Source organism: Oikeobacillus pervagus (genome assembly GCF_030813365.1).
Lineage (GTDB): Bacteria > Bacillota > Bacilli > Bacillales > DSM-23947 > Oikeobacillus > Oikeobacillus pervagus.
The window spans coordinates 15,890-42,415 of record NZ_JAUSUC010000006.1; the positions used below are offsets into that span (position 1 = coordinate 15,890).

At 36.8% G+C, this 26,526-nt stretch carries 24 protein-coding genes and 2 other annotated features; of the genes, 2 read left to right on the top strand and 22 right to left on the bottom strand.

Translation table 11 applies throughout. The features are described 5' to 3' along the window. Positions 1–5 precede the first annotated feature (5 nt). The 8 genes from J2S13_RS03595 to J2S13_RS03630 form a co-directional block, all read right to left on the bottom strand. Positions 6–1,016 carry a sensor histidine kinase gene (locus J2S13_RS03595; protein ID WP_307256336.1) on the bottom strand — a complete coding sequence of 337 codons (1,011 nt, stop codon included), beginning with the start codon at positions 1,014–1,016 and terminating at the stop codon, positions 6–8. Further along, entirely contained in the window at positions 1,013–1,720 is a 708-nt protein-coding gene (liaF, locus tag J2S13_RS03600; RefSeq protein ID WP_307256337.1) for a cell wall-active antibiotics response protein LiaF, read from the bottom strand. The genes J2S13_RS03595 and liaF overlap by 4 nt, the downstream gene beginning before the upstream one ends. A gap of 123 nt (positions 1,721–1,843) precedes the next feature. Beyond that, positions 1,844–2,497 carry a PspA/IM30 family protein gene (locus tag J2S13_RS03605; protein WP_307256338.1) on the bottom strand — a complete coding sequence of 218 codons (654 nt, stop codon included), beginning with the start codon at positions 2,495–2,497 and terminating at the stop codon, positions 1,844–1,846. A gap of 13 nt (positions 2,498–2,510) precedes the next feature. Continuing rightward, the gene (locus J2S13_RS03610; RefSeq protein ID WP_307256339.1) at positions 2,511–2,858 is read right to left on the bottom strand and encodes a lmo0954 family membrane protein; all 348 of its coding nucleotides are present in this window, start codon (positions 2,856–2,858) and stop codon (positions 2,511–2,513) included. Between the two features lie 152 nt (positions 2,859–3,010). Next, entirely contained in the window at positions 3,011–3,334 is a 324-nt protein-coding gene (locus J2S13_RS03615; RefSeq protein WP_370873945.1) for a spore coat protein, read from the bottom strand. Positions 3,335–3,364: 30 nt separating this feature from the next. After that, on the bottom strand, positions 3,365–3,547 hold the full coding sequence (locus J2S13_RS03620) for a hypothetical protein (RefSeq protein ID WP_307256340.1): 183 nt from the start codon (positions 3,545–3,547) through the stop codon (positions 3,365–3,367). A 162-nt stretch (positions 3,548–3,709) separates the two neighbouring features. Beyond that, entirely contained in the window at positions 3,710–4,945 is a 1,236-nt protein-coding gene (odhB, locus tag J2S13_RS03625) for a 2-oxoglutarate dehydrogenase complex dihydrolipoyllysine-residue succinyltransferase (protein WP_307256341.1), read from the bottom strand. A 48-nt stretch (positions 4,946–4,993) separates the two neighbouring features. Next, positions 4,994–7,837 carry a 2-oxoglutarate dehydrogenase E1 component gene (locus J2S13_RS03630; protein WP_307256342.1) on the bottom strand — a complete coding sequence of 948 codons (2,844 nt, stop codon included), beginning with the start codon at positions 7,835–7,837 and terminating at the stop codon, positions 4,994–4,996. Positions 7,838–8,389: 552 nt separating this feature from the next. Here J2S13_RS03630 and J2S13_RS03635 point away from each other — a divergent pair. After that, a complete protein-coding gene (locus J2S13_RS03635) occupies positions 8,390–8,860 on the top strand; it encodes an Hsp20/alpha crystallin family protein (protein ID WP_307256343.1) in 471 nt (156 codons plus the stop codon). 84 nt (positions 8,861–8,944) lie between these two features. On the opposite strand, the gene J2S13_RS03640 is transcribed toward J2S13_RS03635, so the two are convergent. The 7 genes from J2S13_RS03640 to trpE all read right to left on the bottom strand — a co-directional run bounded on the left by J2S13_RS03640 (position 8,945) and on the right by trpE (position 16,439). Further along, positions 8,945–9,760 (bottom strand): YihY/virulence factor BrkB family protein, encoded by an 816-nt coding sequence (locus tag J2S13_RS03640; protein WP_307256344.1) that lies wholly within the window; start codon positions 9,758–9,760, stop codon positions 8,945–8,947. Between the two features lie 295 nt (positions 9,761–10,055). Next, positions 10,056–10,841, bottom strand: coding sequence for a tryptophan synthase subunit alpha (trpA, locus tag J2S13_RS03645; protein WP_307256345.1), 786 nt, complete (start codon positions 10,839–10,841; stop codon positions 10,056–10,058). Continuing rightward, positions 10,838–12,040 carry a tryptophan synthase subunit beta gene (gene trpB / locus J2S13_RS03650; RefSeq protein WP_307256346.1) on the bottom strand — a complete coding sequence of 401 codons (1,203 nt, stop codon included), beginning with the start codon at positions 12,038–12,040 and terminating at the stop codon, positions 10,838–10,840. Before trpB ends, trpA begins: the two co-directional genes overlap by 4 nt. Continuing rightward, the gene (locus J2S13_RS03655) at positions 12,037–12,651 is read right to left on the bottom strand and encodes a phosphoribosylanthranilate isomerase (protein ID WP_307256347.1); all 615 of its coding nucleotides are present in this window, start codon (positions 12,649–12,651) and stop codon (positions 12,037–12,039) included. Before J2S13_RS03655 ends, trpB begins: the two co-directional genes overlap by 4 nt. Positions 12,652–12,660: 9 nt before the next feature. Next, positions 12,661–13,437, bottom strand: a complete 777-nt coding sequence (gene trpC / locus J2S13_RS03660; RefSeq protein ID WP_307256348.1) for an indole-3-glycerol phosphate synthase TrpC — start codon at positions 13,435–13,437, stop codon at positions 12,661–12,663. Next, positions 13,438–15,045, bottom strand: a complete 1,608-nt coding sequence (locus J2S13_RS03665) for a bifunctional anthranilate synthase component II/anthranilate phosphoribosyltransferase (protein WP_307256349.1) — start codon at positions 15,043–15,045, stop codon at positions 13,438–13,440. After that, entirely contained in the window at positions 15,042–16,439 is a 1,398-nt protein-coding gene (gene trpE / locus J2S13_RS03670) for an anthranilate synthase component I (RefSeq protein ID WP_307256350.1), read from the bottom strand. Before trpE ends, J2S13_RS03665 begins: the two co-directional genes overlap by 4 nt. Before the next feature lie 56 nt (positions 16,440–16,495). Beyond that, positions 16,496–16,742: a binding site (T-box leader), on the bottom strand. Between the two features lie 71 nt (positions 16,743–16,813). Further along, positions 16,814–17,067: a binding site (T-box leader), on the bottom strand. 339 nt (positions 17,068–17,406) lie between these two features. Between trpE and J2S13_RS03675 the strand changes: the two genes are divergently transcribed. Then, positions 17,407–18,621 (top strand): EAL and HDOD domain-containing protein, encoded by a 1,215-nt coding sequence (locus tag J2S13_RS03675; RefSeq protein WP_307256351.1) that lies wholly within the window; start codon positions 17,407–17,409, stop codon positions 18,619–18,621. A gap of 60 nt (positions 18,622–18,681) precedes the next feature. On the opposite strand, the gene panF is transcribed toward J2S13_RS03675, so the two are convergent. The 7 genes from panF to J2S13_RS03710 all read right to left on the bottom strand — a co-directional run bounded on the left by panF (position 18,682) and on the right by J2S13_RS03710 (position 26,121). Beyond that, the gene (panF, locus tag J2S13_RS03680; RefSeq protein WP_307256352.1) at positions 18,682–20,121 is read right to left on the bottom strand and encodes a sodium/pantothenate symporter; all 1,440 of its coding nucleotides are present in this window, start codon (positions 20,119–20,121) and stop codon (positions 18,682–18,684) included. Next, the gene (locus J2S13_RS03685) at positions 20,118–20,393 is read right to left on the bottom strand and encodes a YhdT family protein (protein WP_307256353.1); all 276 of its coding nucleotides are present in this window, start codon (positions 20,391–20,393) and stop codon (positions 20,118–20,120) included. Before J2S13_RS03685 ends, panF begins: the two co-directional genes overlap by 4 nt. Positions 20,394–20,517: 124 nt before the next feature. Then, positions 20,518–21,276 (bottom strand): alpha/beta fold hydrolase, encoded by a 759-nt coding sequence (locus J2S13_RS03690; RefSeq protein WP_307256354.1) that lies wholly within the window; start codon positions 21,274–21,276, stop codon positions 20,518–20,520. Between the two features lie 176 nt (positions 21,277–21,452). Continuing rightward, positions 21,453–22,349: a polysaccharide deacetylase family protein gene (locus tag J2S13_RS03695; RefSeq protein WP_307256355.1), complete on the bottom strand. Its 897-nt coding sequence runs from the start codon at positions 22,347–22,349 to the stop codon at positions 21,453–21,455. A gap of 486 nt (positions 22,350–22,835) precedes the next feature. Continuing rightward, a complete protein-coding gene (thrB, locus tag J2S13_RS03700; protein WP_307256356.1) occupies positions 22,836–23,765 on the bottom strand; it encodes a homoserine kinase in 930 nt (309 codons plus the stop codon). Beyond that, positions 23,762–24,823 (bottom strand): threonine synthase, encoded by a 1,062-nt coding sequence (thrC, locus tag J2S13_RS03705; RefSeq protein WP_307256357.1) that lies wholly within the window; start codon positions 24,821–24,823, stop codon positions 23,762–23,764. The genes thrB and thrC overlap by 4 nt, the downstream gene beginning before the upstream one ends. Then, the gene (locus tag J2S13_RS03710) at positions 24,820–26,121 is read right to left on the bottom strand and encodes a homoserine dehydrogenase (protein WP_307256358.1); all 1,302 of its coding nucleotides are present in this window, start codon (positions 26,119–26,121) and stop codon (positions 24,820–24,822) included. Before J2S13_RS03710 ends, thrC begins: the two co-directional genes overlap by 4 nt. Positions 26,122–26,526: the final 405 nt, after the last annotated feature.

Here is a 26,526-nt window from a genome sequence, read left to right on the forward strand (position 1 = left end):
TCTAACTAAATAATAGGTACTTTTACTTCAATATTCGTTCCCTTTTTTGGGATACTAATGACTTTTGCGGTTGCACCAATTTCAATGGCTCGTTCTTGAATATTTTGAATCCCATAACCACCGATTTTTTCTTTACTAAGCTGGAACCCCACCCCATCATCGATAATTTTTAAAAGGATAAAGTCTCCATATGAAATTAATCTTACTTCTAATGTTGTTGCTTTTGCATGTCGCAAAGTATTTGAAACCGATTCTTGGATGATCCGAAATAAATGATCTTCAATTCCTTTCCCTAAAGATACTTCATCGACTCTCCATAAAATATTTAAAGGGACTTTGCTAGAAAGATCTGAAAGTAATTCTTCTACTCCTGCCTTAATACTTTTTCCTTTTAATTGAATAGGACGTAAATGTAATAATAACGCCCTCATTTCTAATTGAGCTTGTTGAATCATTTGTTCCACTAGTTGAATTTGCTTATTTTCTTTCTGTTGTTCCCTGATCGCTGAAAGCAGCATGGAGGCTGCAAATAGCTGTTGACTAACAGAATCATGTAACTCCCTTGCCAATCGGTTTCTCTCTTGTAGAAGTAACTCCTCTTTCATTTCTTCATGCAGATGGGCTCTCTCTGTCGCCATTCTTTGTGAAATCTTTGCTTGTTCACTTAAATGTTCTTGTAGATGTTTCATTCTTTCCCACAAAACATCCATTTCTACAGGCTTAACTTGATGTGGGATTTCTTGGTGGTAGATTCCATTTTCAAATTGAAGTAAGACGTTATTTAATTTGGACAAATGCTGAATAAAGTTCTGCGCTAATACTAAAGCAATCACAGCAGATATGAGTAAAATCATTCCCACGACAAACACGATGAGGGGAATATTAAATATTTTTTGGCTCCATAAAGCTTTGGACCAATCAGCTTCAACTGTCCAAATGAAGAAGCCTGCCGTACAAATCATCGTAATAAAAGCGATGAAGGTGAAATAAGTAAGCAATAACCGCCTAATATTCATACATTTCTCACCTCTAAATCACCAATCACAACGGAAGTGAGAATTTTGACCTTTCTTGATGCATTCTCATATTGCTCGGTTTGGTAAATCATATTTTGATTCCAAATCTTTTTTTCTTCCTGTTTAAAGATCGTCGCCTTCCCAATCACAGCCGAATGATGGATTGAAACTTCAATATCATACGGAATTAGTAGTTGGATATTCCCTGAGATTCCTCTAATAATGATCACGGCTTCTCCCTGTGGAATATAAGCCATTCTTAAATCAATGAATATATCACTGAAGTTAAAGAAAGAATTAATATCTTGCAATTCAAAGGCTTCTTGTTCATCATCATGAGTAAATGTCCTTTGGAAATTAGAAAAATACGGTCTCTTTCTAATAATATTCCGATGGTCCATTCCTTGATTTGTATTTTCGTCTGAATGTGTGTTTTTTTCATACACATAATGATAAAACCAATAAATTAATAAAAACACTAATAAAACTCGAAATGAAAATGTTGCAAATATTACCATAATGGTCAGGATAATTCCAATAATAAATAAGGCATTACCAAAAATTTTATCCTTTGTTTTATAACCAATCAAGATTGCAGCAACAGAAAAGAGTAGAGGAAAAAATCGCTCAAATGTTAATTCTAATAATAATCCACAGCCCGCAACCAAAAATAGCCATTGAACCCATTTAGATTGATTCCGCATTGATTTTTTCCTCCCTTCTTTCTATTAAATGGATGGTCTATCAATTGAGAGTAACGTCAGAATCGAATATTAAAAATACAAGAAAAGGTGCGAGAAATGCACCCCTTCTATCATATCATGCTTTTAATTTACATTCTCACTTAATATTTTATCGTCCAATTTTTTTGTATTTTGCAACTGTGCGATTTGAACATCAATCATACTTGTACGATATTTTCCTTCCACTTTCTGCTCAAGGAAATCAATATAATGCTGAACTTCATCAAATTTGGAGAAAGCGGATGGTTCGTCAATTCTACCCAACACTTTATTCATCTTTTGATTTGCATTCGTCATATTTTCTTTTCCCATTAATTCTAAACGTTTTAAGTGCATATCTTTTAGTTTCATCTTCATATCGCGATATTTTTTCTCAAGTTGTTCTAATTGATGAATCGTCTCTTCATAAGACTGTTGTAAAAACGCCACTTGATTTTCATATTGTTGCTGTTCTCTCAAAATTAATTCGTGTAAGGATGTTTGATTCGCATTCATGGCGATCGTCTTTTGTTCACTTCTTTTTTTTGCCATATTTTCTGCATATTTTAACTCACTAAATACTTCTTCTTTTAATAAATATTGACGCTCCAACAATTTTTCTATCTTTTTTACTTCTGACTCACAGTCGCGTAAATATTGATTTAACATAGCAATTGGGTTTTTCTTTTCTTTGTGATCAAACCAGCCATGTAAGTCAGCCATAATATTATTTTTCATTCGTTCAAATAGTGATGTCATGATTACACTCCCTTTAAATGTGTTTGTTTTTAATTTCATTCCATTGCTGTTCAAACTGTTGAAATGGATCACCATTTACTGGCCCTTCTTTTTCTTGTTTCCAACCTTTATATAAAACATATAGTAAGTACAACGCAATCAAGCCAATGACAGCTGGTAAATTAGACACTGCATTTATCGTGGCGATCATCCCGATGATTCCCCAAAATACCTTTCCTAAAGTGGAATCAGTAGCAGAAAACTGTTTAACGGAAAAGTACAGAACTACCAAACTAATGGCTAAGCCTAGTAAAGGAACCAAATTGGCAAATGAAATTGCTACTAAAACGATTGCAAGTAAAACATACAATATTTTTTTCATATTGTTTTCCCCCTTTCTATCCATATGATACCGTTTGGCGACCATTTTCATAACGAGCTTGGGGTCGATTTTCATCTAGGACTTGAGATGTAGAGTAGAAAAAAGCACTAGACATATCGAAGATCGATACATCTAGTGCTTTGGGCAATTCCTTAATGTTGATATGAATTAAATCCTTGTTGATTTTGGGGAACTTGTTGGAACATTTGGTGACTCATTGGCTGTAGTTCCTGTTGTAGTTGGGATCTTAACTGCTGAATCTCCTGCACTGGGGCAGTAGATGCAGGTTTATAATGCCCTTTCTGAGCAGCATATTTATAAAGTTGATGTTGTCTGCTTTCATCGGCATTTCTCATTTGAATAAATGTTTGTCTTAATGCTTCGTTATCTGTTTCAGCAATAATGGAACCGTATCGACTGAGACTTGCATTTATGGTAGAAAGATAATCATTTACGATCATTTTATCTTGAAGCATGTTAAATCCTCCTTTATTTTAAATGCCTAATTATTGTAAAAATCCAATCAGTTTTTGAGCGGAGTTTTTTGCAGCTTGTGCATCTTGAATTAACATTTGTTTCAATTGGGGGTCTTGGCATTGATTAGCGTATGATTCTAATTTATTCGCAACGGTTTGGTGACTCCCAACTAAATGTCGAATATTTTCTAATTCCATATGATTAATGTTCATTCTTCAATCTCCTTTCACGGTAAAATTTTCTGAAACAAACTACATTGTTAATTTGCCTTAAATGCCTCAAAATATTTATATGATCATCTCTTCCCTTAAATTTCCATTTTAAGAGAACAAAAAAAGGGATTATCGAATGACAATCCCTTTTTTCGTTCTATATTATCCTTCTAATAAAAGATCTTCTGGGTTTTCAAGAAGTTCTTTTACAGTTTTAAGGAATCCAACAGCTTCTTTACCGTCAATTATTCTGTGGTCATAAGATAAAGCAATATACATCATTGGACGATTTTCCATACGATCTTTGTCTATCGCAACTGGACGAAGTTGGATTGTATGCATTCCTAAAATACCAACTTGAGGTCCGTTTAGAATAGGAGTAGAAAGTAATGAACCGAATACCCCACCATTTGTAATGGTGAATGTACCACCTTGTAAATCACTTAAAGCTAATTTATTATTACGTGCTTTAAGAGCTAAATCCATAATATCACTTTCAATTTCGGCAAAGTTTTTGCGGTCACAATCACGAACAACTGGTACCACTAAGCCATCATTTGTGGATACAGCAACACCAATATCATAGAATTTCTTCAATAATACTTCATTATCTTGAATTTCTGCATTGACATATGGATATTTTTTTAATCCAGCGACAACAGCTTTTGTGAAGAATGACATAAATCCTAAACGGACATCATGGTCTTCAAGGAATTTTTCTTTTTTACGTTTACGTAAATCCATAACAGCTGTCATATCAATCTCATTAAAAGTAGTTAGCATCGCTGTTGTTTGTTTTACTTCAAGTAGACGTTTTGCAATTGTTTGGCGACGACGACTCATTTTTTCACGAACAACTGGTTTACTATCCACTTGTTTTGAAGCTGGAGCTGGGCTTGCACTCGGTGCCGTTTGTTTCGGTTGGTTAGCAAATGATTGTACGTCTTGCTTACGAACTCGACCTAAAGGATCTACTGTAGGAACAGAAGATAGATCGATTCCTTTTTCACGAGCCATTTTACGAGCAGCTGGAGAAGCGATTGGACGGTCTTTAGAATCTACCTCTTTGCTCTCTACTGGTTGTGATTTTACTTCTTCTTGTTTTGGCGCTTCTTTTGGAGCTTCGGCTTGAACAGTTGGAGCTGGAATGGCAGAAGGAGCTGCACCTTCTTCTACAACAGCAATGACTTGACCAACTTCTACAGTGTCACCTTCAGCTGCCATTAATTCTTTAATTACTCCTGATTCCTCAGAAATAACTTCCACGTTCACCTTGTCTGTTTCAAGTTCGACGATGTATTCCCCTTTTTCAACATAATCTCCAGGTTGTTTTAACCATTGAGCAATAGATCCTTCTGTGATTGATTCTGCCAACTCTGGAACTTTAATTTGAGCCACTTTGATGTCCTCCTCTTTCATTTTCATCAGTAATAGTAAATATGATGATTAACGTGATAATGCACTATTGATAATACGTGCTTGCTCTTTCTTATGAACGACTGGGTCTCCCTCTGATGGACTTGAACGACGTCGACGACCTATGTAGCGAACATCTACACCATCTGGAGCTATATCGCGAAGTCTTGGATCAATATAAGTCCAAGCACCCATATTTTGAGGTTCTTCTTGAACCCAAATAATTTCCTTCAAATTGGAATATCTTGAAACAATATCTTGAATTTCTTCTTTAGGGAACGGATATAATTCCTCTACACGAATAGCATGGATCCAGTCCATTCCTTCAGATTTATCAATTTGTTCTGATAGGTCAATGCATAGTTTACCACTACTTAAAATAATTCTTTCAACCTTCTCTACATTGCCTCCAAGTCCTTCATGTTCTAAAACAGAATGGAATTGTTCCTCTGTAAATTTAGAACCGTCAGATGCCGCTAAAGGATGTCTTAACAAACTCTTAGGTGTCATAATCACTAGTGGACGGACTTCTTCTTTTTGTAAAATAGCCGCTTGGCGACGTAAAATATGGAAATATTGCGCTGTTGTTGACAGATTCGCAACTGTCCAGTTATTTTCCGCAGCCAACTGCAAGAAACGTTCCATACGAGCACTTGAGTGTTCTGGACCTTGTCCCTCATAACCATGAGGAAGAAGCATAACCAATCCTGATTTTTGTCCCCATTTTGCACGACCCGAAGAAATGAATTGATCAAACATCACTTGTGCCATATTTGCAAAATCACCAAATTGTGCTTCCCATAGAACAAGTGTTTCTGGGGCATAAACATTATAACCGTACTCATAACCAACGACTGCTGATTCAGTTAGTGGACTATTATGCACGACAAAGGAAGCTTTTGCACCTTGAATATTGTGTAATGGTGCAAATTCTTCACCTGTTTTTTCATCATGTAAAACAAGATGACGATGAGCAAAAGTACCACGTTGTGAATCTTGTCCGGTTAATCGAATAGGTACTCCATCGCGTAGAATGGATGCGAATGCAAGGCTTTCTGCATGTGCCCAATCGATCTTTCCTTTTCCTTCAAAAACCCCTTCTCGGCGTTTTAAAATACGATCCAGTTTTTTAAATACATTAAAGTTTTCAGGGTATTTTAATAAATCTTCATTGATTTGTCTAAGTTCATCAATGTTAACAGATGTTTCTACTACTGGTAATCTGCTTTCCACATGCTTAGGAGGGTTCATGATAATATCAGGATTCAATTCATTTTTTGGAACCTTTTCATAAGCAGCCTTTAATTTATCTTCGACTTCTTTTTCAATTTGGTCAGCCAGTTCTTTCGTAATGACCCCTCTATCCACAAGCTTTTCAGCATATAGTGCTCGAGGAGTAGGATGTTGATGGATTATTGTATACATTTTCGGATTTGTTGCCATCGGTTCATCCATTTCATTATGTCCAAAACGACGGTAGCCGATTAAATCGATTACGAAATCTTTCTGGAATTTATTACGATATTCAAAGGCAATCACAGCCGCTGCAAGACATGCCTCAGGATCATCCGCATTGACATGAACGATTGGCATTTCAAATCCTTTTGCTGTGTCAGAAGCATATCTAGTAGAGCGTGAATCAAAGCTTTCAGTGGTGAAACCGATCATATTGTTTGCAATAATATGGACAGATCCACCTGTGCTATAACCATTAAGCTGACTCATGTTCATTGTTTCTGCAACAATTCCCTGTCCTGGGAACGCGGCATCACCATGAATCATAATAGCGAAAGATGTTTTTACATCTTGTGTTGGAAGACCCGCTTTACTGCGATTTTCTTGAGCCGCACGAGTATAGCCAGCCACAACAGGGCTTACCACTTCCAAGTGACTTGGGTTATTCGCTAAAGTAATTCTTGTTCTTTGTTCCTTATTATTACCTAAATGGCGATCGGCACCTAAATGATATTTCACATCCCCTGTCCAACCGTAAGTGATTGCGATTGAACCTTCAGAAGGCATTAAGTTTTTACTTTCAGCATGTTGGAACTCTGCAAAAATCATTTCATATGGTTTCCCTAATACATGGGCTAACACATTAAGACGACCACGATGCGCCATTCCAATATTAATTGTTTTTGCACCTTTATCAACTGAATGACTAACAAGCTCGTCGATTAAAGGCACCATTGAATCTAATCCTTCTATAGAAAAACGTTTTTGTCCGACAAAAGTACGATGGATAAATTTTTCAAATCCTTCTACCTCTGTTAAACGTTTTAGTAATGCTACTTTTTGTTCAGTTGTTAAACTTGGATAATAATTTCCAGATTCAATCTGATTTCTTAACCAATTCTTTTCTTCCAAATCATGAACCTGGGAGAATTCAAAAGCTAATTTATCGGTGTATACTTTCTTTAAATGATTGATCGCGTCTAATCCATTCTGAACATGAGATGGTGCATCTGGGCAAAGAAAATTCACTGGAACTTCCTTTAAGTCCTCTTCCGTTAAATCAAATGCACTCAATTCAATACGACGAGTATCTTTCGTACGGATATTTAATGGATTAATATCCGCAGCAAGATGACCGAAATGACGAATATTATCAGCTAATTTGACAGCTGCTACAAGCTTGCTGTAAGTTGTTGGGTCATCTGGTAATTGAAATGACTGATGAGTTTTCGTCGTACTTTCGGGTGCTGTTGCTGTGTCGACAGTTGGTGCACCCCATTCTTCAAATAATTGCTTAAGTTCTGGATCTACGCCATCAGGATTTTCTAAATATTGCTCGTAAACCTCCATAACATATCCGAGGTTTGGCCCGTGAAATCCACTCCACGGTCTCCCTTGGTTCGATGTTTGCTTTCTCATTGTGAAAAACCTCCAACCATTTTCGCCCCATTTTGGGTCTCTTTCATTCTAGTTAATTCTCATGAACAGAACTCAAAGTAGTTATGTAAAAAATTATTCTAAAAATAATGTGAAACGCTTACACATCCATTCTAACACCGTACTGTATGAAGTCAAAGTATTTCCGACAATTTTATAAACTTTTTGTAACAGTATAGAAAATGAATGATTCTTCATGAATCAAAAGTATTTTTTATTGAAAATTGATTCATGAACTTATTATCCTTAAATAATTTTTCACTAGATGGTTCTTCATCCACCCTCTGTCATTTTCGCCATAAGGCTAGTTTTTTCATACACCATCTTACTACTGATAATAGAAAAAACCAATGCTTTTTTGCAAATATTTTTATATTTATCATTGTGTAACCATTCGTGTAGAAAAATACTACTTTGTGTCGTTTTTTTGCTACATTACACATTTTTAGTTTTCATCATTTTTGATGGAAAATTGAACACCTATTCCATTTGCGCATAAGATATTATGATTTCTTGGAAAGAGAGGTTTTCGACATGCTCCCTTGGGATTGGTTTCCCACTAATCAAACAAATTCTAATGAATGGTTCAAAAAAATGAATTTTCAAACTCCAACCGATGTCGAACAATATGTACAAAGCATGTTAGAAAAGGCGGCAACATTGCCAAATATTCAACCACAGCAAGCTGAACAAGCTGGACAAAATGATGTAAATGAGCAATCCCCCCTTCAACTACAAGTATTCGAAACATTTGATTATATATATATCAGAATGAAAATCGATCGTTCAGAATGGTTTGACCAAATAAAAATTTTCCATACTGCAAACAAGGCTATCATTGAAAATATCCCTGAAATGGGTGACAGACAAGAAATTCTATTGCCCCAACTCGTCCGAAAAAAAGGGGCAACCGCTCAGTATAAAGATGGCATTATGGAAATATCGTTTCCTGTCGGAGTGGATATGCAATTTACGGAAATTGACTTAACTGAAAAACGAAATTAACGGTAACGACTAGCATTTTAGGCAAATAGGCATGATATACATGCATTTGCGTCAGCTTCCATCATCAAATCCCGTTGCCGTTCTCTATATTTCCCTCTTTCCTTTCACAAACGTGGAATTGACGATCCCCCCAATAAGAAGTACCGCTGCACTCAAATAAAACCATACCATTAAGGCGATCATACTCCCCAATTGGCCGTAAACTTTAGAATAACTACCAATACTGACATAGTATGTAAATCCAATAGACACAATCTGCCACCCTAAAGTAGCAAAGATAGCACCTGGTAAAGCCTCAATCACCCCCACATATTTGCTGGGAACGACCATATAAAGGAATAGAAAAAATCCAAATAAGAACACCGTTCCAATCCCCCATTTTACAAAAAACCATAGATTGGATAAAACATGCGGGACAGAAATGTTCTGTATAACGAAAGTTTGGAGAATTCGTTCAATGATTGGGACGAATAAAGATAGTGACACAATGATCATAAAACCAAGTGTTAATAATAAATCATTTAATAATCCTAATACAAAGGGGGATGCTCGTTTGATCTGATACGCATCATTCAGTGAGCGAACGAGTGATTGAATAGCCATCGATGCGAGCCAAAACGTCGCGAGTAAACTAAAGGATATTAAATGAGGCTGCCTTTTCTCCAAAATCCCGTCTACTGTATGATGAATCATTGAGTAGGCGCTTTCTGGAGTAAAGGGTTCTAATAAGGAAAGAACATCATTTGCTTCGATTGGAAACAAGCTAATAACTGAAAAAGCAAAGATGATAAATGGTAAAAAAGAAAGTAGGAAATAATAGGCTGTATGTGCAGATTGATCATAGAACCGTTCTGTAAAAAAACGACGACACACTATATATAGAAGGTTTTTGACTTTCATTTTTGCTGACCCCTTACTTTAACCACATTTAACTTTGTTCATTTTGTTTCGTGAAGTCGATTAGAAAGGCCATTGTGCCATTCTTTTTTCACCCTTTAAGATGGGTGGACAGATGGCGGATGAAAAGCAATCAGCCTTTACACCGATTGCTTCCATAAAATACTACTATTTTAAAACGAACCAATTCCTTTTAGAAACTGTTATTCTAATATTCTCAACATCATCACGTTGAATTAATCGCCAATGATGAAAATAGCTAAAAAAATCCTATCAGATCCTCGGCTCTCTGGCAAATTCATTGCACAAGTGTTTTTTCAGGGTTGATCAATTTGATAATTTCCTCATGTTTTCCAAAATGAAGAGAATCCACGATTTTACTTCCGACAATGACACCATCGCAAAGTCCACCAATTCCCTTCACTTGTTCATGAGTGGAAATTCCGAAACCTGCAAGGACCGGGGCTGGGCTTATCTCTTTTAATTTTTGTAAATACCCCCCTAAGTTTTCATGGATCTGACTTCTTTCTCCAGTAGTGCCTGTAACCGTTACAGCATAGAGAAACCCTTCTGTTCCTTCTGCAATGGCCTTTATTCGTTCTAGAGGGCTTGTTAGAGTTACAAGTCTTATAAGGGCAATTTGCTTCTCTTTCAAATAGGGATGGATGATGGCTTCCTCCTCCATTGGAACATCGGGAATAATCAATCCATCAATACCTGCTAGTTCGCAATCATTTGCAAACTGTTCGACCCCATATGCATAAACTGGGTTCATATACGTCATAATAACGATCGGAATTTCAATGGATTCACGAAAACTCGCAATTTCATTCAAAACCTTTTTTAATGTTGTTCCTTCCCGTAGAGCCCGTAGCCCCGCTTCCTGGATTGTCGGACCATCTGCAACAGGATCGGAAAATGGAATTCCGAGTTCAACTAATGAAACACCAGATTCTTGTAAAAATTGTATGTTATCCCGAAGAGTCAATAACCCTCCATCCCCTGCCATTATATAAGCGACAAAGGCTTTTTCGTTCTTTTCTTTCAACGTCTGAAACATTAAATCTATTCGTTCTTTACTCATTTAATTTCTCCCCCTAATATGGACTGAATGGCTTCTACATCTTTATCGCCGCGACCGGAAAGACATACAACAATGACCTCTTCTTTCTTCATCGTTTTTGCCAATTTCATTGCATAGGCTATCGCATGGGAGCTTTCTAGTGCAGGAATAATCCCTTCCGTTTTCGTTAATTGTTGAAAACCTTCTAACGCTTCCTGGTCTGTCACCGCAGTATATTCTACACGACCTATTTCCTTTAATAAACTATGCTCAGGTCCGACACCCGGATAGTCAAGTCCCGCGGAAATAGAGTGAGCTTCTTGAATTTGGCCATTTTCATCTTGTAATAAATACATTTTACTTCCATGTAAGATTCCGATCGACCCTTTTGTTAATGAAGCGGCATGCTGATCTGTGTCAAGTCCACTTCCCGCTGCTTCCACACCATGTAAACGGACTTCTTGATCTTCAATAAAAGGATAAAACATTCCCATAGCATTACTTCCGCCACCAATACAAGCAACAATCGCCTCTGGAAGTTTCTCTTCTTTCTCAATTATTTGCTTTTTTGTTTCATAGCCAATGACACTTTGAAAATCGCGAACCATTTTAGGAAAAGGATGGGGGCCTAATACCGACCCCATAATGTAATGAGTATCCCGTACATTTGAAACCCAGTACCTAAGGGCTTCATTGACCGCATCTTTTAATGTAGCACTTCCCTGTTTCACACTTTCAACCTTTGCACCTAGTAGCTCCATCCGGAACACATTTAATTTTTGGCGACGAATATCTTCCTCCCCCATAAAGATGACACATTCCAAATTGAGTAAAGCGCAGACAGTCGCTGTTGCCACCCCATGTTGTCCAGCCCCTGTTTCTGCTACCACTTTCTTCTTGCCCATTCGAACCGCTAGAAGGGCCTGCCCAATCGTATTATTAATTTTATGTGCACCTGTATGATTCAAATCTTCCCTCTTCAAGTAAATTTTCGCTCCGCCTATTTTTTCTGATAGATTCCGGGCATAGTAAAGCGGATTTTCCCTCCCAATATAGTCCTTTAAATAATTTTGTAACTCCTTCAAAAACTGAGGATCCTTCATTGCTTCATTATATGCCGCTTCTAATTCCAAGACGGCTTGCATTAAAGTTTCTGGAACAAATCTTCCACCAAATGTTCCAAAATGTCCTTTCTCATTCGGTTGAATATACGTACTCATATTTTGACACTTCCTTTTGCGCATTGAATAAATTGTTTTATTTTATTTATATCTTTCTTGCCATCTGTTTCGACACCACTTGATATATCAACTGCAAATGGGTGGACAATTGAAATAGCCTCTTGAACATTTTGAAAATCTAGTCCACCAGCTAAAAAGATTTTTTTACATGGAAGCTGAGAACTTGCTAGAAGATCCCAATCAAACGTGACTCCATTTCCTCCCCGATATTTTCCTTTTGGACTATCTATTAAGAAGTATTCTGCCGGGTAGTTTAATAAATCTTCTACATTCACTTTTTCATCAAAGGCAAACGCCTTTATAACGGGAACATCAAGGGTTCTCGCATATTCAGGAGGTTCATCCCCATGCAGCTGTACAAAGTCTAATCCAATTTCTTTCACCATTCTCTCGACTCTTTTTTTGTCCTCATTCACAAAGACCCCTACTTTTTTCACTTGAGGAGGAATGACTTCCGATAATTGCCTAGCTGTATCAACTGAAATTTTCCGCTTGCTTGTGGCAAATACAAATCCAATGGCATCAGCTCCAGCACTACATGTGAATTCAGCTGTTTTTATATCTTGGATTCCACATATTTTTACAAACATCCATCCACCTCACAATTCCACTTTAAAGCTAGTTAGAGTGGCGTTAATATCCTTTGATCTCATGAGTGTTTCTCCTACTAAAATACCGCTAGCACCTGCTATTCGGACACGCTCCACATCCTCTTTTGTACGAATGCCACTTTCACTAATGAAATACGTATCCTTTTCATTTTTTAATGGTTGGATAAGCTTTTCAGTCGTTGCTAAATTGACCTCAAATGTTTTTAAATCCCGGTTATTAATTCCAATGATTTTTGCATTTAATTGAAGAGCTCTCTCCATTTCAACTTCATCATGTACTTCAAGCAATACTTCGAGTCCTGTCTCATGTGCGTAAGAAAAAAGGGTGGTCAACTGTTCATCATCTAAGGCTGCTGCAATGAGTAATATGACGTTTGCTCCTGCTTGCTTCGCACGGTCGATCTGAATGGGATCAATAATGAAATCTTTACATAAGATCGGAAGCTTCACCACTTCCCGGATATTCTTTAAGTCTTCCATTTTCCCTTTAAAAAATGGTTCATCTGTTAAAACCGAAATCGCATTTGCTCCGCTTTGTTCATATTGTTTAGCTTGTGCAAGCGGATCGACCGTCACATGGATATCTCCTTTGGATGGGGAGGCCCTTTTCATCTCCGCAATCACCTTCATAACCGTTGATTGTTGAAAAGATTCATATAATGAATACTTTTTCTGTTCTACAAACTCATGCCGGAATGTTTCTTTTAACCGTTCGACCTCCTCTTTCTTTTTTTGTAATATTCCGTCTAGTATACTTGCAGTCATCTAAATTACCACCTTTTGTTTACGTTCACTATAATCAATTAGATAATGTAATTTTGAAAGGGCCGCACCAGAATCAATGCTTTCTCTAGCCAATGCAATTCCCTCTTCAATCGTTTTCACTATGCCATTGGCAAACAAGCCAATTCCTGTATTTAATAATACGGTGTCTCGATAGGCTCCTTTTTCTCCTTGTAAAATTCTTAATAAAATATCTGCATTTTCTTTTGCTTCGCCACCACGAATGGCTTCCAAAGGATATACGGGTAAATTTACTTGTTCAGGATGAAGGGTCATCTTCGTAATATTTCCTTCATCTAAAAGAACAAGTGCATTTTCTCCTGCTAATGAAGCCTCATCCATAAACCCTGCCCCGTTTAAAACGACCCCTCTTCTTCTTCCAAGACGTTTTAATACTTCTGCCATCATTTCTAGCATATCTCGTCGGTAGATCCCCAAAATTTGAGTTTCTAAATCAACTGGATTAGTTAATGGACCAATTAAATTAAAAATCGTAGGAATCTTTAAATCTCTTCTTACTTTCATGATTCGTTTCATCCGCGGATGGACATGTGGAGCAAATAAGAACGCAATTCCATTTTCCTCTAATAACTCTTCAACATCATTTTCCATTAGATCAAGAGAGATCCCCAAATGTTCTAATACATCAGCACTTCCTGTTTTACTCGAAATACTGCGGTTCCCGTGCTTAGCAATTTTCACACCGGCTCCAGCAAGAACAAATGCGGATGTGGTACTTATATTAAAACTTTGAGAACCATCTCCCCCTGTCCCACAATTATCCATAACATTCGGAATTTTCTTATTAATTCCAATAGCATTTTGCCGTAATACTCCTACTAACGAAGCGATTTCATCAGCTGTTTCCCCTTTTGATTTTAATGCCATTAGGAAAGCTGCAATTTCACTATCTGTCACATCTTCCTGAAGGAGTTCCTGGGAGGCCGCCACCATCTCTTCTTCCATTAACGGTTGATGATCTGCTAGTTTCTGTAAATATGATTTCATTTTCTTTTCCTTCTTACATTGGTAGAAAAATTGACGAACAATTTCCTTGCCATCCTTTGAACCAATTGATTCTGGATGGAATTGTAATCCGTACACTGGATACTCTTTATGTTTCATCGCCATAATTTCGCCATCATCCATCGCATGAGCTAATACTTCTAATTTGGAAGGTAAAGAGGATTCATCAACAGAAAGAGAATGATAACGCATCACCGAAATCGGACGATGAAACGAACCAAATATTCCTTTTCCCTTATGTTGAATGATCGATGTCTTTCCATGTTTAATGGTTTTTGCTTGAATAATCCGTCCTCCAAATGCAGAAGCAATGGCTTGATGTCCCAAACAAATCCCTAAAATTGGAATGCGATGATAAAAGGCTCTTACGACATCTACACAAATCCCCGCTTCTTCAGGAGTTCCTGGTCCTGGAGAAAGAATAATAGCTTCTGGCTCAATGGCTTCAATTTCTTCCAAACTAATTTCATCATTCCGAACGACACGTATATTTTTCCCAATTTCCCCAATTAATTGATAAAGATTATAAGTAAATGAATCATAATTATCGATTAATAAAATCATGCTTCCACCTCCAATAATGCTTTTGCCTTATTTAATGTTTCTTCATATTCTTTTTCAGGGATAGAATCATACACAATTCCTGCTCCAGCTTGAACATATGCTACTTGGTCCTTCACGACCATCGTTCTAATCGCTAAAGCAAAATCAAAATCCCCATTGGCCGACATATACCCAATAGCGCCTGCATACACACCACGTTTTTCTGTTTCTAAATCATTGATAATTTGCATAGCCCGAATCTTCGGAGCTCCCGAGACCGTTCCAGCAGGTAAAATTGACATCAGTGCATCTAATGGATGAACATGCTTCTTTAATTCTCCCGTCACTTCAGAAACGATATGCATTACATGTTTATACTTTTCAACGGCTTTGTCTTTCGCCACTTTTATAGATCCAATTTCACAAACCTTCCCTAAGTCATTTCTACCGAGATCCACAAGCATATGATGCTCCGCTATTTCTTTCTCATCAGCGAGAAGGTCTTTCTCGAGTTTCACATCCTCCTGTTTCGTTAATCCACGCGGACGAGTTCCAGCAATTGGATTAGTCATCACTTTATTTCCCGTTACTTTAATTAAACTCTCTGGTGATGCCCCTATAATGGTGTATGATTCAAAGTCAATATAAAACATATAAGGGGATGGATTTACCCTTCTTAGTTGACGATAAAACTCAAAAGAATCCCCTTTAAAACTTGCCTTCAATCTCTGTGATAAAACAACCTGAAAAATATCCCCTTTAATAATATGATTTTTCGCTTTTCGTACTTTTTCACAATACTCTTCAAATGTATGATTCGATTCAAAGTCTAATGGTTCGACTTTTACTTGATTCCGAAACATAGACTCTTGTAAAATATCTTGCTCGATTTTTTGGACGGTTTCATTCATTTCTTCGTCTGTACGATCGCCACTTAAGTTTAAAGAAACGACATACACTTTTTGAAATAAATGATCAAAAACGACAATATCCTCATAAAACATTAAATGTATATCTGGCATCTTCATTGAATCGTTTAATTCATCACCGATTTGTTCGAAATGCCGAATGACATCATAGCCAATAAACCCGATCGCCCCTCCAAAAAAAGGAAAAGGTAATGACTCCATATCCTTTATGGGAAACATCTTCTTTAGTTTTTCAATTGGGTTCCCTTTAAAAAAATCTTTTTGATTCTTGGAATCACTAGAAATATAAACATCACAGGCGATTGCCTTATATTCTAAATAAGGATTTAAACCTAAAAAGGAATATCGTCCACTTTCCTCATGTTTATAGGAACTTTCAAATAAAAACTTTTTTCGACCTTTCAATCGTTTAAATACAGAAATCGGTGTGATCAAATCCCCTTCAATTTCTTTTAATATATAGTTTTGTTTTGTAGTCGTACTCATTTTTCATCCCCACCTTTCAAAAAATAAAAAAATCCTCCATAAATGTTTAAACATTTATGGAGGACGAATGAATCCGCGGTACCACCCCACATTGAAGCCAAAAGACTCCCTCTCTTCGAATACGAGAAATCACTTTCCGATATCCTATCCATGTAACGGTGGAAACCGTGTATTCCTACTTTCCATATGTTCAGAACACCTCTCGTAAGTCCATTCAATGAAACTTATCGTACCGGATCTCACCTACACCGGCTCTCTGTATCGAATCAGTATCCACCTACTCCTCTTACTCAACAATTTAATTATTCAATTTTTCACTTTACTACCAACAAAGCGTACGAAAGCAATTTAAAAAACACAAAAAGGGCCCTCATCCAAAGGACGAGGAACCCGTGGTACCACCTTTGTTGATTGTATCTTTTTTACAATCCACTTTCTTGTATAGATCATCTCCGTCTATACACATCTCTTATAACGATGAGATCGATCGCCAAAGCCTACTACTCTCCTTAGAGGTTCAGTTTGGGGTTTAGAAGTCCATTCACTTAAACAACTTTGCTAGTTTGCACCAACCACCAGCTCTCTGCAAAAAGCCGCCTAAGCTACTCCTCTTCATCATCACCTGTAAGCCGAATCATTTATTTGTAAACATCATAATATGGAAAAAAATAAATGTCAACAAAAAAAATAAATAATTCAAGCTGGACTATGAATAGCGGAGGCGACTGTCCTGCTGCGACAAGCAAAAGATCAGCCTTGATGTGGCGCATTTTGCCACAAAAAGGATGAGCTTTTGACCTCGAGCAGCAAGGAGCCGGAGCTGGACTATGAATAGCGGAGGCGACTGGTTTGTTATATCCATGAAATCCGATAATATTTTCATGACATTCTTAATATATGACTATCTTTTCATTCTCAAACTAAGTAAAATAAAGGGGAGACTTCTACTTTTTCCGAGGTGCTTTTTATGGATATACATGTAGCAAGACAACCAATCTTCAATCGTTTTGAAAAAACGGTTGCTTATGAATTACTATATCGAAATAACTCTACAACAAATCAAGCAAATATTGTGAATGCAGATCAAGCGACGATATCTGTTATTAAGAACAGCTTAATCAACATTGGAATAAGCAGAATATCAGAGGGAAAAAAGCTATTCATTAATTTCACAGAAAACTTATTATTACTAGAAGCCCCCTTCTTTTTTTCAAAAGAGGAAATTGTCATTGAAATATTAGAAGATGTCATGGCTAAAAACGAAGTATTAAAGATTTGCCAAAAGCTTAAAGATCACGGGTATTCCATTGCCCTAGACGATTTTGTTCTACATAAAGATAATCAAGGTTTCCTTCCATATGCTGACATCATTAAGGTCGATTTTTTAAACACAAGTGCAGAGCAAAGGATGCAAATGAAACGCAAGTTGTCTCATCTTCATCATATCCACTGGCTTGCTGAAAAGGTTGAAACCCGTGAACAAATGAAAGAAGCCATGGAGCAAGGCTATCACTTCTTTCAAGGCTATTTCTTTTGTGAACCCATGATATTAAGTGGTGAATCAATCCCACATTTTTCAACTGAATATTTTAAAATATTAAAAGAATTAAACCAGGAATCGCCGAATATTGATGTCATTACCGATTTAATAGAAAAGGATCTTCCACTTGCCTATCAATTATTAAAACTTTTAAATAAAGCCGCTTTCTATACAAGGCAACCCATAAAAACCATTAGACAGGCAATCATGATTATTGGATTTAATCATTTAAAAAAATGGATGGCTTTCCTCTTTTTAAATCATACTAACCATAAATGTTCTGAAGAAATTATTCAAACTAGCTTAATACGGGCCAATACTTTGGAAAAAATCAGTCCATACATTCATGCAAAACAATCCTCATCGCAATATTTCTTGCTCGGATTGTTTTCAGTGATCGATGTATTAATAGGCCGACCAATGGAAGAAATATTAAAGGAGCTTCCTCTCGATGTAGAGATTAAACGAGCATTACTTAATGAAGGAAATGATGCACAATACGTTTTAAATATTGTTAAACAAGTTGAACGTGGAAATTGGGATGATGCACGAGATTTATGCACAAAAATACAACTTAATGAAGAAGTGGTTTTCGAAGCATACCATCATGCATTATTATCGAAAAATATCATATTAATATAATGTTTTTTTCAGACATCTATTAAAATATCGGATTTCAAAAAAAAGAAAGAAAGCACCCACTTATTTCATGCTTTCTTTCAACTTCTTATTCGTCATTTTGGAAATAATATAATAGGTGAATAGTGAAAACATCATAGGAAGAACAACTGTATGCATTTTAAAGGCATTCGGATAGAACGTACTAAATAATATATATGAGACCATTCCAACAACCATTGATGCCAATGCACCATGTTTATTCCCATTTTTCCAATAAAGGCCTAAAACAATCGGCCAAATAAAAACGGCTTCTAATCCTCCGAATGAAAATAAATTTAACCAAATAATTAAATTTGGTGGGTTTAGAGCGAATAAAAAAACAGCCACTCCAATCATTGCAGTAATCGTTATACTCCATCTTTTGATTGTTTGTTCTGTAGCATCTGGTTTAATAAAGTTTAAATACAGGTCTTTTACAACAGCCGATGCAACTAGAAGAAGAAGCGAATCAACGGTTGACATAATTGCCGCCATTGGTGCAGTCAAAACGATTCCTGATAGCCAATGAGGTAATACCGTCATGGCTAACTCAGGCATGACCTTGTCTCCTACTTCAATCCCGGGAATGATTGCCCTCGCCATTACACCGATCAGATGCATCCCAAGCATTATCACTCCGACAACAATGGTCCCAATTAGTAAAGCGCGATGCATGGCTTTTGCATTTTTATAACTCATTGCCCGAACCGCAACTTGTGGCAAACCAACAACACCTACTCCAACCAAAATCCAGAATGAGGATATGTACATGGGAGATAAATTTCGATCATGACCAAAAGGTGACAGTAAATTAGGATTTTCTTCGCGTAGAGTCCCCATAATATTTTCCATCCCACCACCTGCAACTAAGGCTCCGACCAATAGGATCATCGTTCCAATTACCATAATCGTCCCTTGCACGGCATCTGTCAAAGCAACCGCACGGAAACCACCTATTGCGACATACATAATAACCGAGATAGCAAAAATAATCAGTGCTTTTGTGTAGGATAGACCTGTAATCGATTCAACAAGCCTTGCCCCTCCAATCCATTGGGCTAACATTGCTGAAAATAAAAAGATAATGATACTTACAGAGGCTAATACCACTACTGCTTTACTTTGGTAGCGTGCATACAAAAAATCAATAAGGGTAACGGCCTTGTATTTGCGTGCCATAATAGCAAATTTCTTTCCAAGGATTAATAACACAAAATAACCTGTCGCTACTTGACTCATCGCCAGTAACACCCAAGCTAATCCATATTGGTAGGCCGCTCCTGGACCACTTAAAAAGCTTGAAGCACTCCCATATGTAGCGGCCATCGTCATGGCAAGGATAAAGCCACCTAATTCTCTACTTCCTAAAAAATACTCCTGAACAAATGATGTCGATCGATTGACCATCCTTCCAGAATAGAGACCAATAATAAAAATAATTACAAAAAATATAATAAGTGTTAGAACAACCGCCGTCTTCATCCCTCATGTTCCCCATCAAAATCTACATCTTTCAAAAAAAATTTAACCATAATGAATACGAGTCCAATCACAACGAATAATCCAACGACACAACTATAGAAAAACCAAGATGGAAGTCCTAATATGTATGAATATTCGCTAACAGGTTTACTTCCTAGCCCGTAAGCAAATCCAAACCACCATAGAAAATTAAAGATTACTAGAGCAATCCCCATTAATGCTTCATGTTTTGCTATAATGAACCGTGGATCATCTCTTTGTTGATCCTCCATTCCTCCTCTTCCTTTCATCCATAATGCTCTATCCTTTTCAACCCTCCACAAAATGAAGTCTCACTTTATAAACTTATAATAATCCCTCGGAAAGTTCAAGAAACGAAAAGCAGATCCTTTTTGTTTACTCATGTTTATTAACGAATGCTTCAATGATTGGATTAATACGTCGGTAGTGTCTTGTTGGCAATTGATGATTCGCTTTGTTAATCCATTCTATTTGCACATTTGGAATTGTGTAATACCATTTCACATGACCATTTATATAGTCGGCCCTTTTCCCATATAATAGGCATAATGGGATATTCCAATCATTCAGTTTATGTATACAGGAATAATTTAAAGCCATTTCATAGTATTGGGACCAGACATTTTGGTTTGACTTCACTATTTGATTGTATATCAATTGTTGTTCTTCATCATTTGAAAAATGGCTCACCGCCAGAATTCTTGCTAATATTTTCGGAGTAGATTTAGCCATAAAAATTCCAATTCGATGCTCCCATTCTAATATTTTATTTTGAATAATTGGATAAGCTCCGGAAAGAATAACCCCCTTCACAGACCTTGGAAATCGAAATGTATATTCCTGTGCAATCATACCCCCTGCTGAATAACCGAAAAGAAAAATTTTTTCAACACCTAAATGGTTCCTTACCGTTTCAATATCCTCCACAAAATCATCAAGCATGGCTGAGGAAGAAATCGTGCTATCCCCATGGCCTCTTAAATCTAAAAGTACGACCTTCATATTTAACTGTAAAGAAAGTTGCTTGATAAATGTTTTTCTTCCCATTCCTGGTGGGTGAATAAATACAATGGGACTGCCCTTTCCGTAGGCTTCATAACATAATGTATACCCTTCTTTTTCAATATACTCCATATTATACCTCCCACAAAAGACTCAACTGATCATCTCTCCTCTTATTATCGGACTAGGGAAAAAATTGATTCATGAATTATCATGAAAGAAACCAATCATCCTATCCTTAATTTTCAAAAACAAAAAAAGGTTTGACCTAAACAATCGAACCTTTTTTGTCTTAATGATTTATTTTTTTATTCATGATGAAACGTAAATGGTTCCATCTGTTCTGTCAATGGTCTCATTTCATATCCATTTTCCTGAAAATAACGTAAAATATAGTCTAGTTTTGCTAATGTAGTTGGTTTTTCATGCATAAGAATAATCATAGGTTTGGAAGTACTAGCTAATGCCTCTGCACTATTAATTACTTTACCAACAAACTGTCCTCTTGGATATTTCCAGTCTTCACTATCTATGGTCCAATCCCATAGATGCAACTCATTTTCTTCTACAACCGCCTTATATAGTGGTTTCATATGAGGAAATGAACCATAAGGTGAACGGATTAAATGAGATTGAACACCGGCTATTTCTTCTAATGTCTTTTGCCCCGTTTGCATTTCATTTAATACTGTGAGTGCTGATTGATAAATCATTTTGGCATTATGTGTCACTCCATGCATACCAACAGCATGGCCACGATTAACCATCTCTTTAACCGCCTGTGGATATTGTTTCATATTCGGCTCTAACATAAAAAATGTGGCCTTCGCATTGTATTGGTCAAGCTTATTTAAAATAGGAATGGAGGCATGGTTTGGTCCATCATCAAATGTTAAATAAACGATTTTCTTAGTATTCGTTGAAGTCTGTTGGAGCTTTTCAGAATTCACATTCGTATCGGCATACATATGATTTAATCCAGTTTTTAGAACCGTGAAAGGTGAAAAACCAAGCTCAATACTCTTTGATATTTGTCGAATGGAGTGAACATCTTGATCACTTGCCGTCAGTGGTTGTTGTTTGCCATTTGCCTTAACAACTACACCATTACTATATGCTACTGTAAGAAAAACGGAGGAAATGGTTGGTATTAATATTTTTTTCATGTCCATTTTCCACCATTTTCTTGTCTTTTTTCTTTCCATAAATTTCACCTTTCTATCGTAACCTTGTATATATATATATAATAATGGGAATGAGGTGAAAAAGATAGCCCTAACATTTCATTTATTCAACAAATTTTACAAATATATTTCATTTATGATATTTCTATGAACTATTCTCGGGACTTTCGATGGGAATCTTTCATTTTTCATCCTTCTCCTATTATTTTTTTCGTTGATTTCTGTAGAAAAAAGCGCAACATTGTCGTTTTTTGCAATAGCAACATCTTAACTCATTTACAATAAAAATGGAAGCTTCTTGAAGTAAACTAAGAGGAAACGAAGGAAAGCAACAGGGATTAAGGTTATTTGCACTTCTTTTTGAGAATACCAGTTAGTTTCCTAGACAAAAAAATGGGGCTGTCTCAAAAGTCCATTTTAATATGAATTTTGCCCAAATTAAAAACCCAAGAATGTTGATATGTCACATTCTTGGATTTTGCATTTTACCTATTTAGGCTTAGAAAACTACTTTTCGGACAGCCCCATTTTTTGTAGGGATGAGGCTTCTTCCCACTGTATCCCTTGTTCATCAATCTTTAGGAATTCAACTTGCAAGCTTGGAAAAGATTTTTGTAGTATGTTAGCTAACCTTTGTCCCATTCCTTTTTCTGTGAAGGAAATAACTGTTGGGCCAGCTCCACTAATCGCTGTACCGAATGCTCCATTTTCTTTTGCTACTTTTCTAATCTTGCCAAAGTCTTTAATTAATGGGATACGATAAGGCTCATGGAGTAAATCACGTTCCATCATCGTACCCGCAAGTGAATATTGTTTGGATAATAGAGCTGCAATCAATGTATTGCTTATGGCACTCGCCGCTACTGCTTGTTTCCTTTCAAAAGAATCAGGAAGAACGTTTCTAGCATCCTCTGTTTTTAGTTCATATGAGGGAATAAGTACGACAATATCAAGATCGACATCCTTTATTGGAACAATTTCAGTTTTGCCGTCTACCAACACACCAATGACTAACCCACCGTATATCGATGCTCCAATATTATCAGGATGTCCTTCAATTTTTGTCCCAATTTGTAGTTTTTCCTTATTGGATAAAGAAAGTCCACAATATTTATCAGCAATCTCTATTCCCGCTGCAATCGCTGCTGCACTACTGCCAAGTCCTCGAGCTAATGGTATTTCACTTTCCATCCGGATTTTTAATTCTGGAAGAGTTTTTCCATATTGATCAGCCGTCTTTTTGGCAATTTGATAAATTAAATGGTTTTGGTCTGTTGGCAGGGCTTTGAGCAAAGGAGAAAGATGCTCGAAACACCATTCCTCAGCGGGTGTTATTTCTAATGTTAAATAACGGTTTAAGGCTAATCCGATGGAATCAAATCCCGGTCCCAAATTAGCTGTACTTGCCGGAACCTTTAGGAATGATTGTGCAATCATGCACGTACAACTCCTTCAATATAATCAAATACGACTTTTTCGTCATTCGGTAATACGACCGGCTTCTTCGTAACTTGTTCGATCGCTGTTTGAGGATCTTTTAACCCGTTACCTGTTAATACAGCTGCAATCGTACTACCTGCTGGTATTTGTCCAGATTTACGATGCTTGATTATGCCGGCAATTGATGCACAAGATGCAGGTTCTGCAAAGATCCCTTCTTCTCTTGTTAACATTTGGAATGCTTCTAGGATTTCTGCATCTGTTACGAAATCAATTTGTCCTTTTGATTCATCACGCGCTTGAGCCGCCTTTTCCCAGCTGGCAGGGTTCCCGATGCGAATCGCCGTTGCAACCGTTTCTGGTTGTTCAATTACTTTTTTCTTCACAATGGCGGCGGCACCTTCCGCTTCAAAACCGTGCATACGAGGTAATCCTGTATTGAACTTCTCATGATACTCTTTGAACCCTTTCCAATAGGCTGTGATATTACCAGCATTTCCAACAGGGATGGCTAAAATATCCGGTGCTTTTCCAAGTTGGTCACAAATTTCAAATGCTGCGGTTTTTTGCCCTTCAATTCGGTATGGGTTGACGGAGTTTACAAGTGTAATTGGAGAGGTTTCGCTAATTTTACGAACCATTTTCAACGCTTCATCAAAATTCCCTTCAATTGACACAATTTCCGCGCCATACATCATTGCTTGAGCTAATTTCCCTAATGCGATTTTTCCGTTTGGTATTACAATAATCGCACGCATACCAGCACGTGCTGCATAGGCTGCAGCCGCTGCAGATGTATTCCCAGTGGAGGCACAAATAACAGTATTACTGCCTTCCTCTTTTGCTTTGGCGACTGCCATCACCATTCCGCGATCTTTAAAGGACCCAGTAGGATTGGTTCCTTCTGTTTTCACATGAATCTCGACATCAAACTTAGCTGAAATTTTTTCTAATGGTATAAGTGGTGTATTGCCTTCCATCAATGTTAATGCTGGTGTATGTTCTGTTACTGGCAAAAATTCACGATATTTTTTAATTAAGCCTTCCCATTTCATTTAGCCCCGTCTCCTTCAACACGATAAAAACTTTTAATTTCCTTCACAACAGATAAATTTTTAATTTCTTGTACTACATTTTCGTAATCTTGCATGGTTGCTCGATGTGTCACAATTACAATTTCAGCTAATCCTTTTTCATCCAATGGTAGCTGCAGAATTTTTTCAAAACTAATAGCATTAGCTGAGAATAATCTTGTTAATTCTGCAAATGCACCTACTTCATCAAGGACATGAAGACGAATAAAGTATTTGGCAATTTTCTCATTTTGATTCTTTAACTGCTTAGGGAATTGGGGTGAAAGATGACTTTGCCCCGTCACATTTAACCTCATATTCTTTACAACAGCTACGATATCACTAACAACAGAGGTTGCTGTTGGGAGACTTCCAGCACCAGGCCCGTAGAACATTGTTTCTCCTACTGCTTCCCCGTATACATAAACCGCGTTATATTCATCATTCACAGTTGCAAGTGGATGACCATTCGGTAAAAATGTTGGTTGAACACTTACTTCTGCCCGTTCATTTTCTTGATGAGCATAACCGATCAGTTTCATTGTATAACCAAGTGTACTTCCATATTTTAAATCTTCTTTTGAAATTTGTGAAATTCCACTTACTTCAACATCATCTAATTCAATATTCATTGAAAAGGCAAGCCTTGCTAAAATGGCCATTTTACGAGCAGCATCAAGACCTTCCACGTCCGCTGTTGGATCTGCCTCAGCAAATCCAAGTTCTTGTGCGTCACTAAGCGCTTTTTCATAAGAAAGGCCATCTTTATCCATTTTTGTTAAAATGAAATTCGTCGTTCCGTTGACAATTCCCATAAGCTTTTGGATTCGGTCTGAAGATAGGCCATCTGTCAGTCCACGAATAATCGGAACGCCCCCAGCAACACTTGCTTCATAAAATAAATCACATTGATTTTCAACAGCCGTGCTTTGTAATTCAGAACCGTGCAGGGCAATTAAATCTTTATTTGCTGTAACTATATGTTTCTTAGCTTTCAATGCCTCTAACAAATATTGACGTGTTTCATCAATCCCGCCCATTACTTCCACTACAATATCTATATTTGGATTTAATACAACATCATATGGATCATCTGTAAGAAGACTTTGATCAATTTCAACTTCTCTCTCTTTTTCTAAATTTTTCACAAGAATCTTCTCAATGGATACTGGACAACCAACTTGATGAACAAGTTGTTCTTGATGATGTTGAATCAATTTCACAACACCTGTTCCTACCGTTCCCAACCCAAGAAGTCCTATTGATACATATCCCTTCAATGCGCTCACCTCATGTATTTTCAAAATGTACATTTGTATTCGTATAGTAGACATTATAAAAGGAATGACACGTTTTGACAACATAAATTTAGAAAAAATTGAAATTCAATTTATTTTCCGAATTTTTTAGGGATTGAGAAACAGATTATTAGACTAACTTAGATCATTTTGAACAAAATGTCCTATATTTATTATATAGCTTTTTCCCATGATGATATAGATGCTTTTACTAAGTTTATGATGCATAGCATAATAAACTCCTTTTGTATGTAAAACCACTGAATGACAAAAAACCTAATGATTTACATTAGGTTAAGTGTTTGAAGAAATTCGTTTTTTCTGTAGCGGAGGGATGACAAATAATGTTTACACAAACATAATCAGTTGGTTTTCCTATTTTTTCAA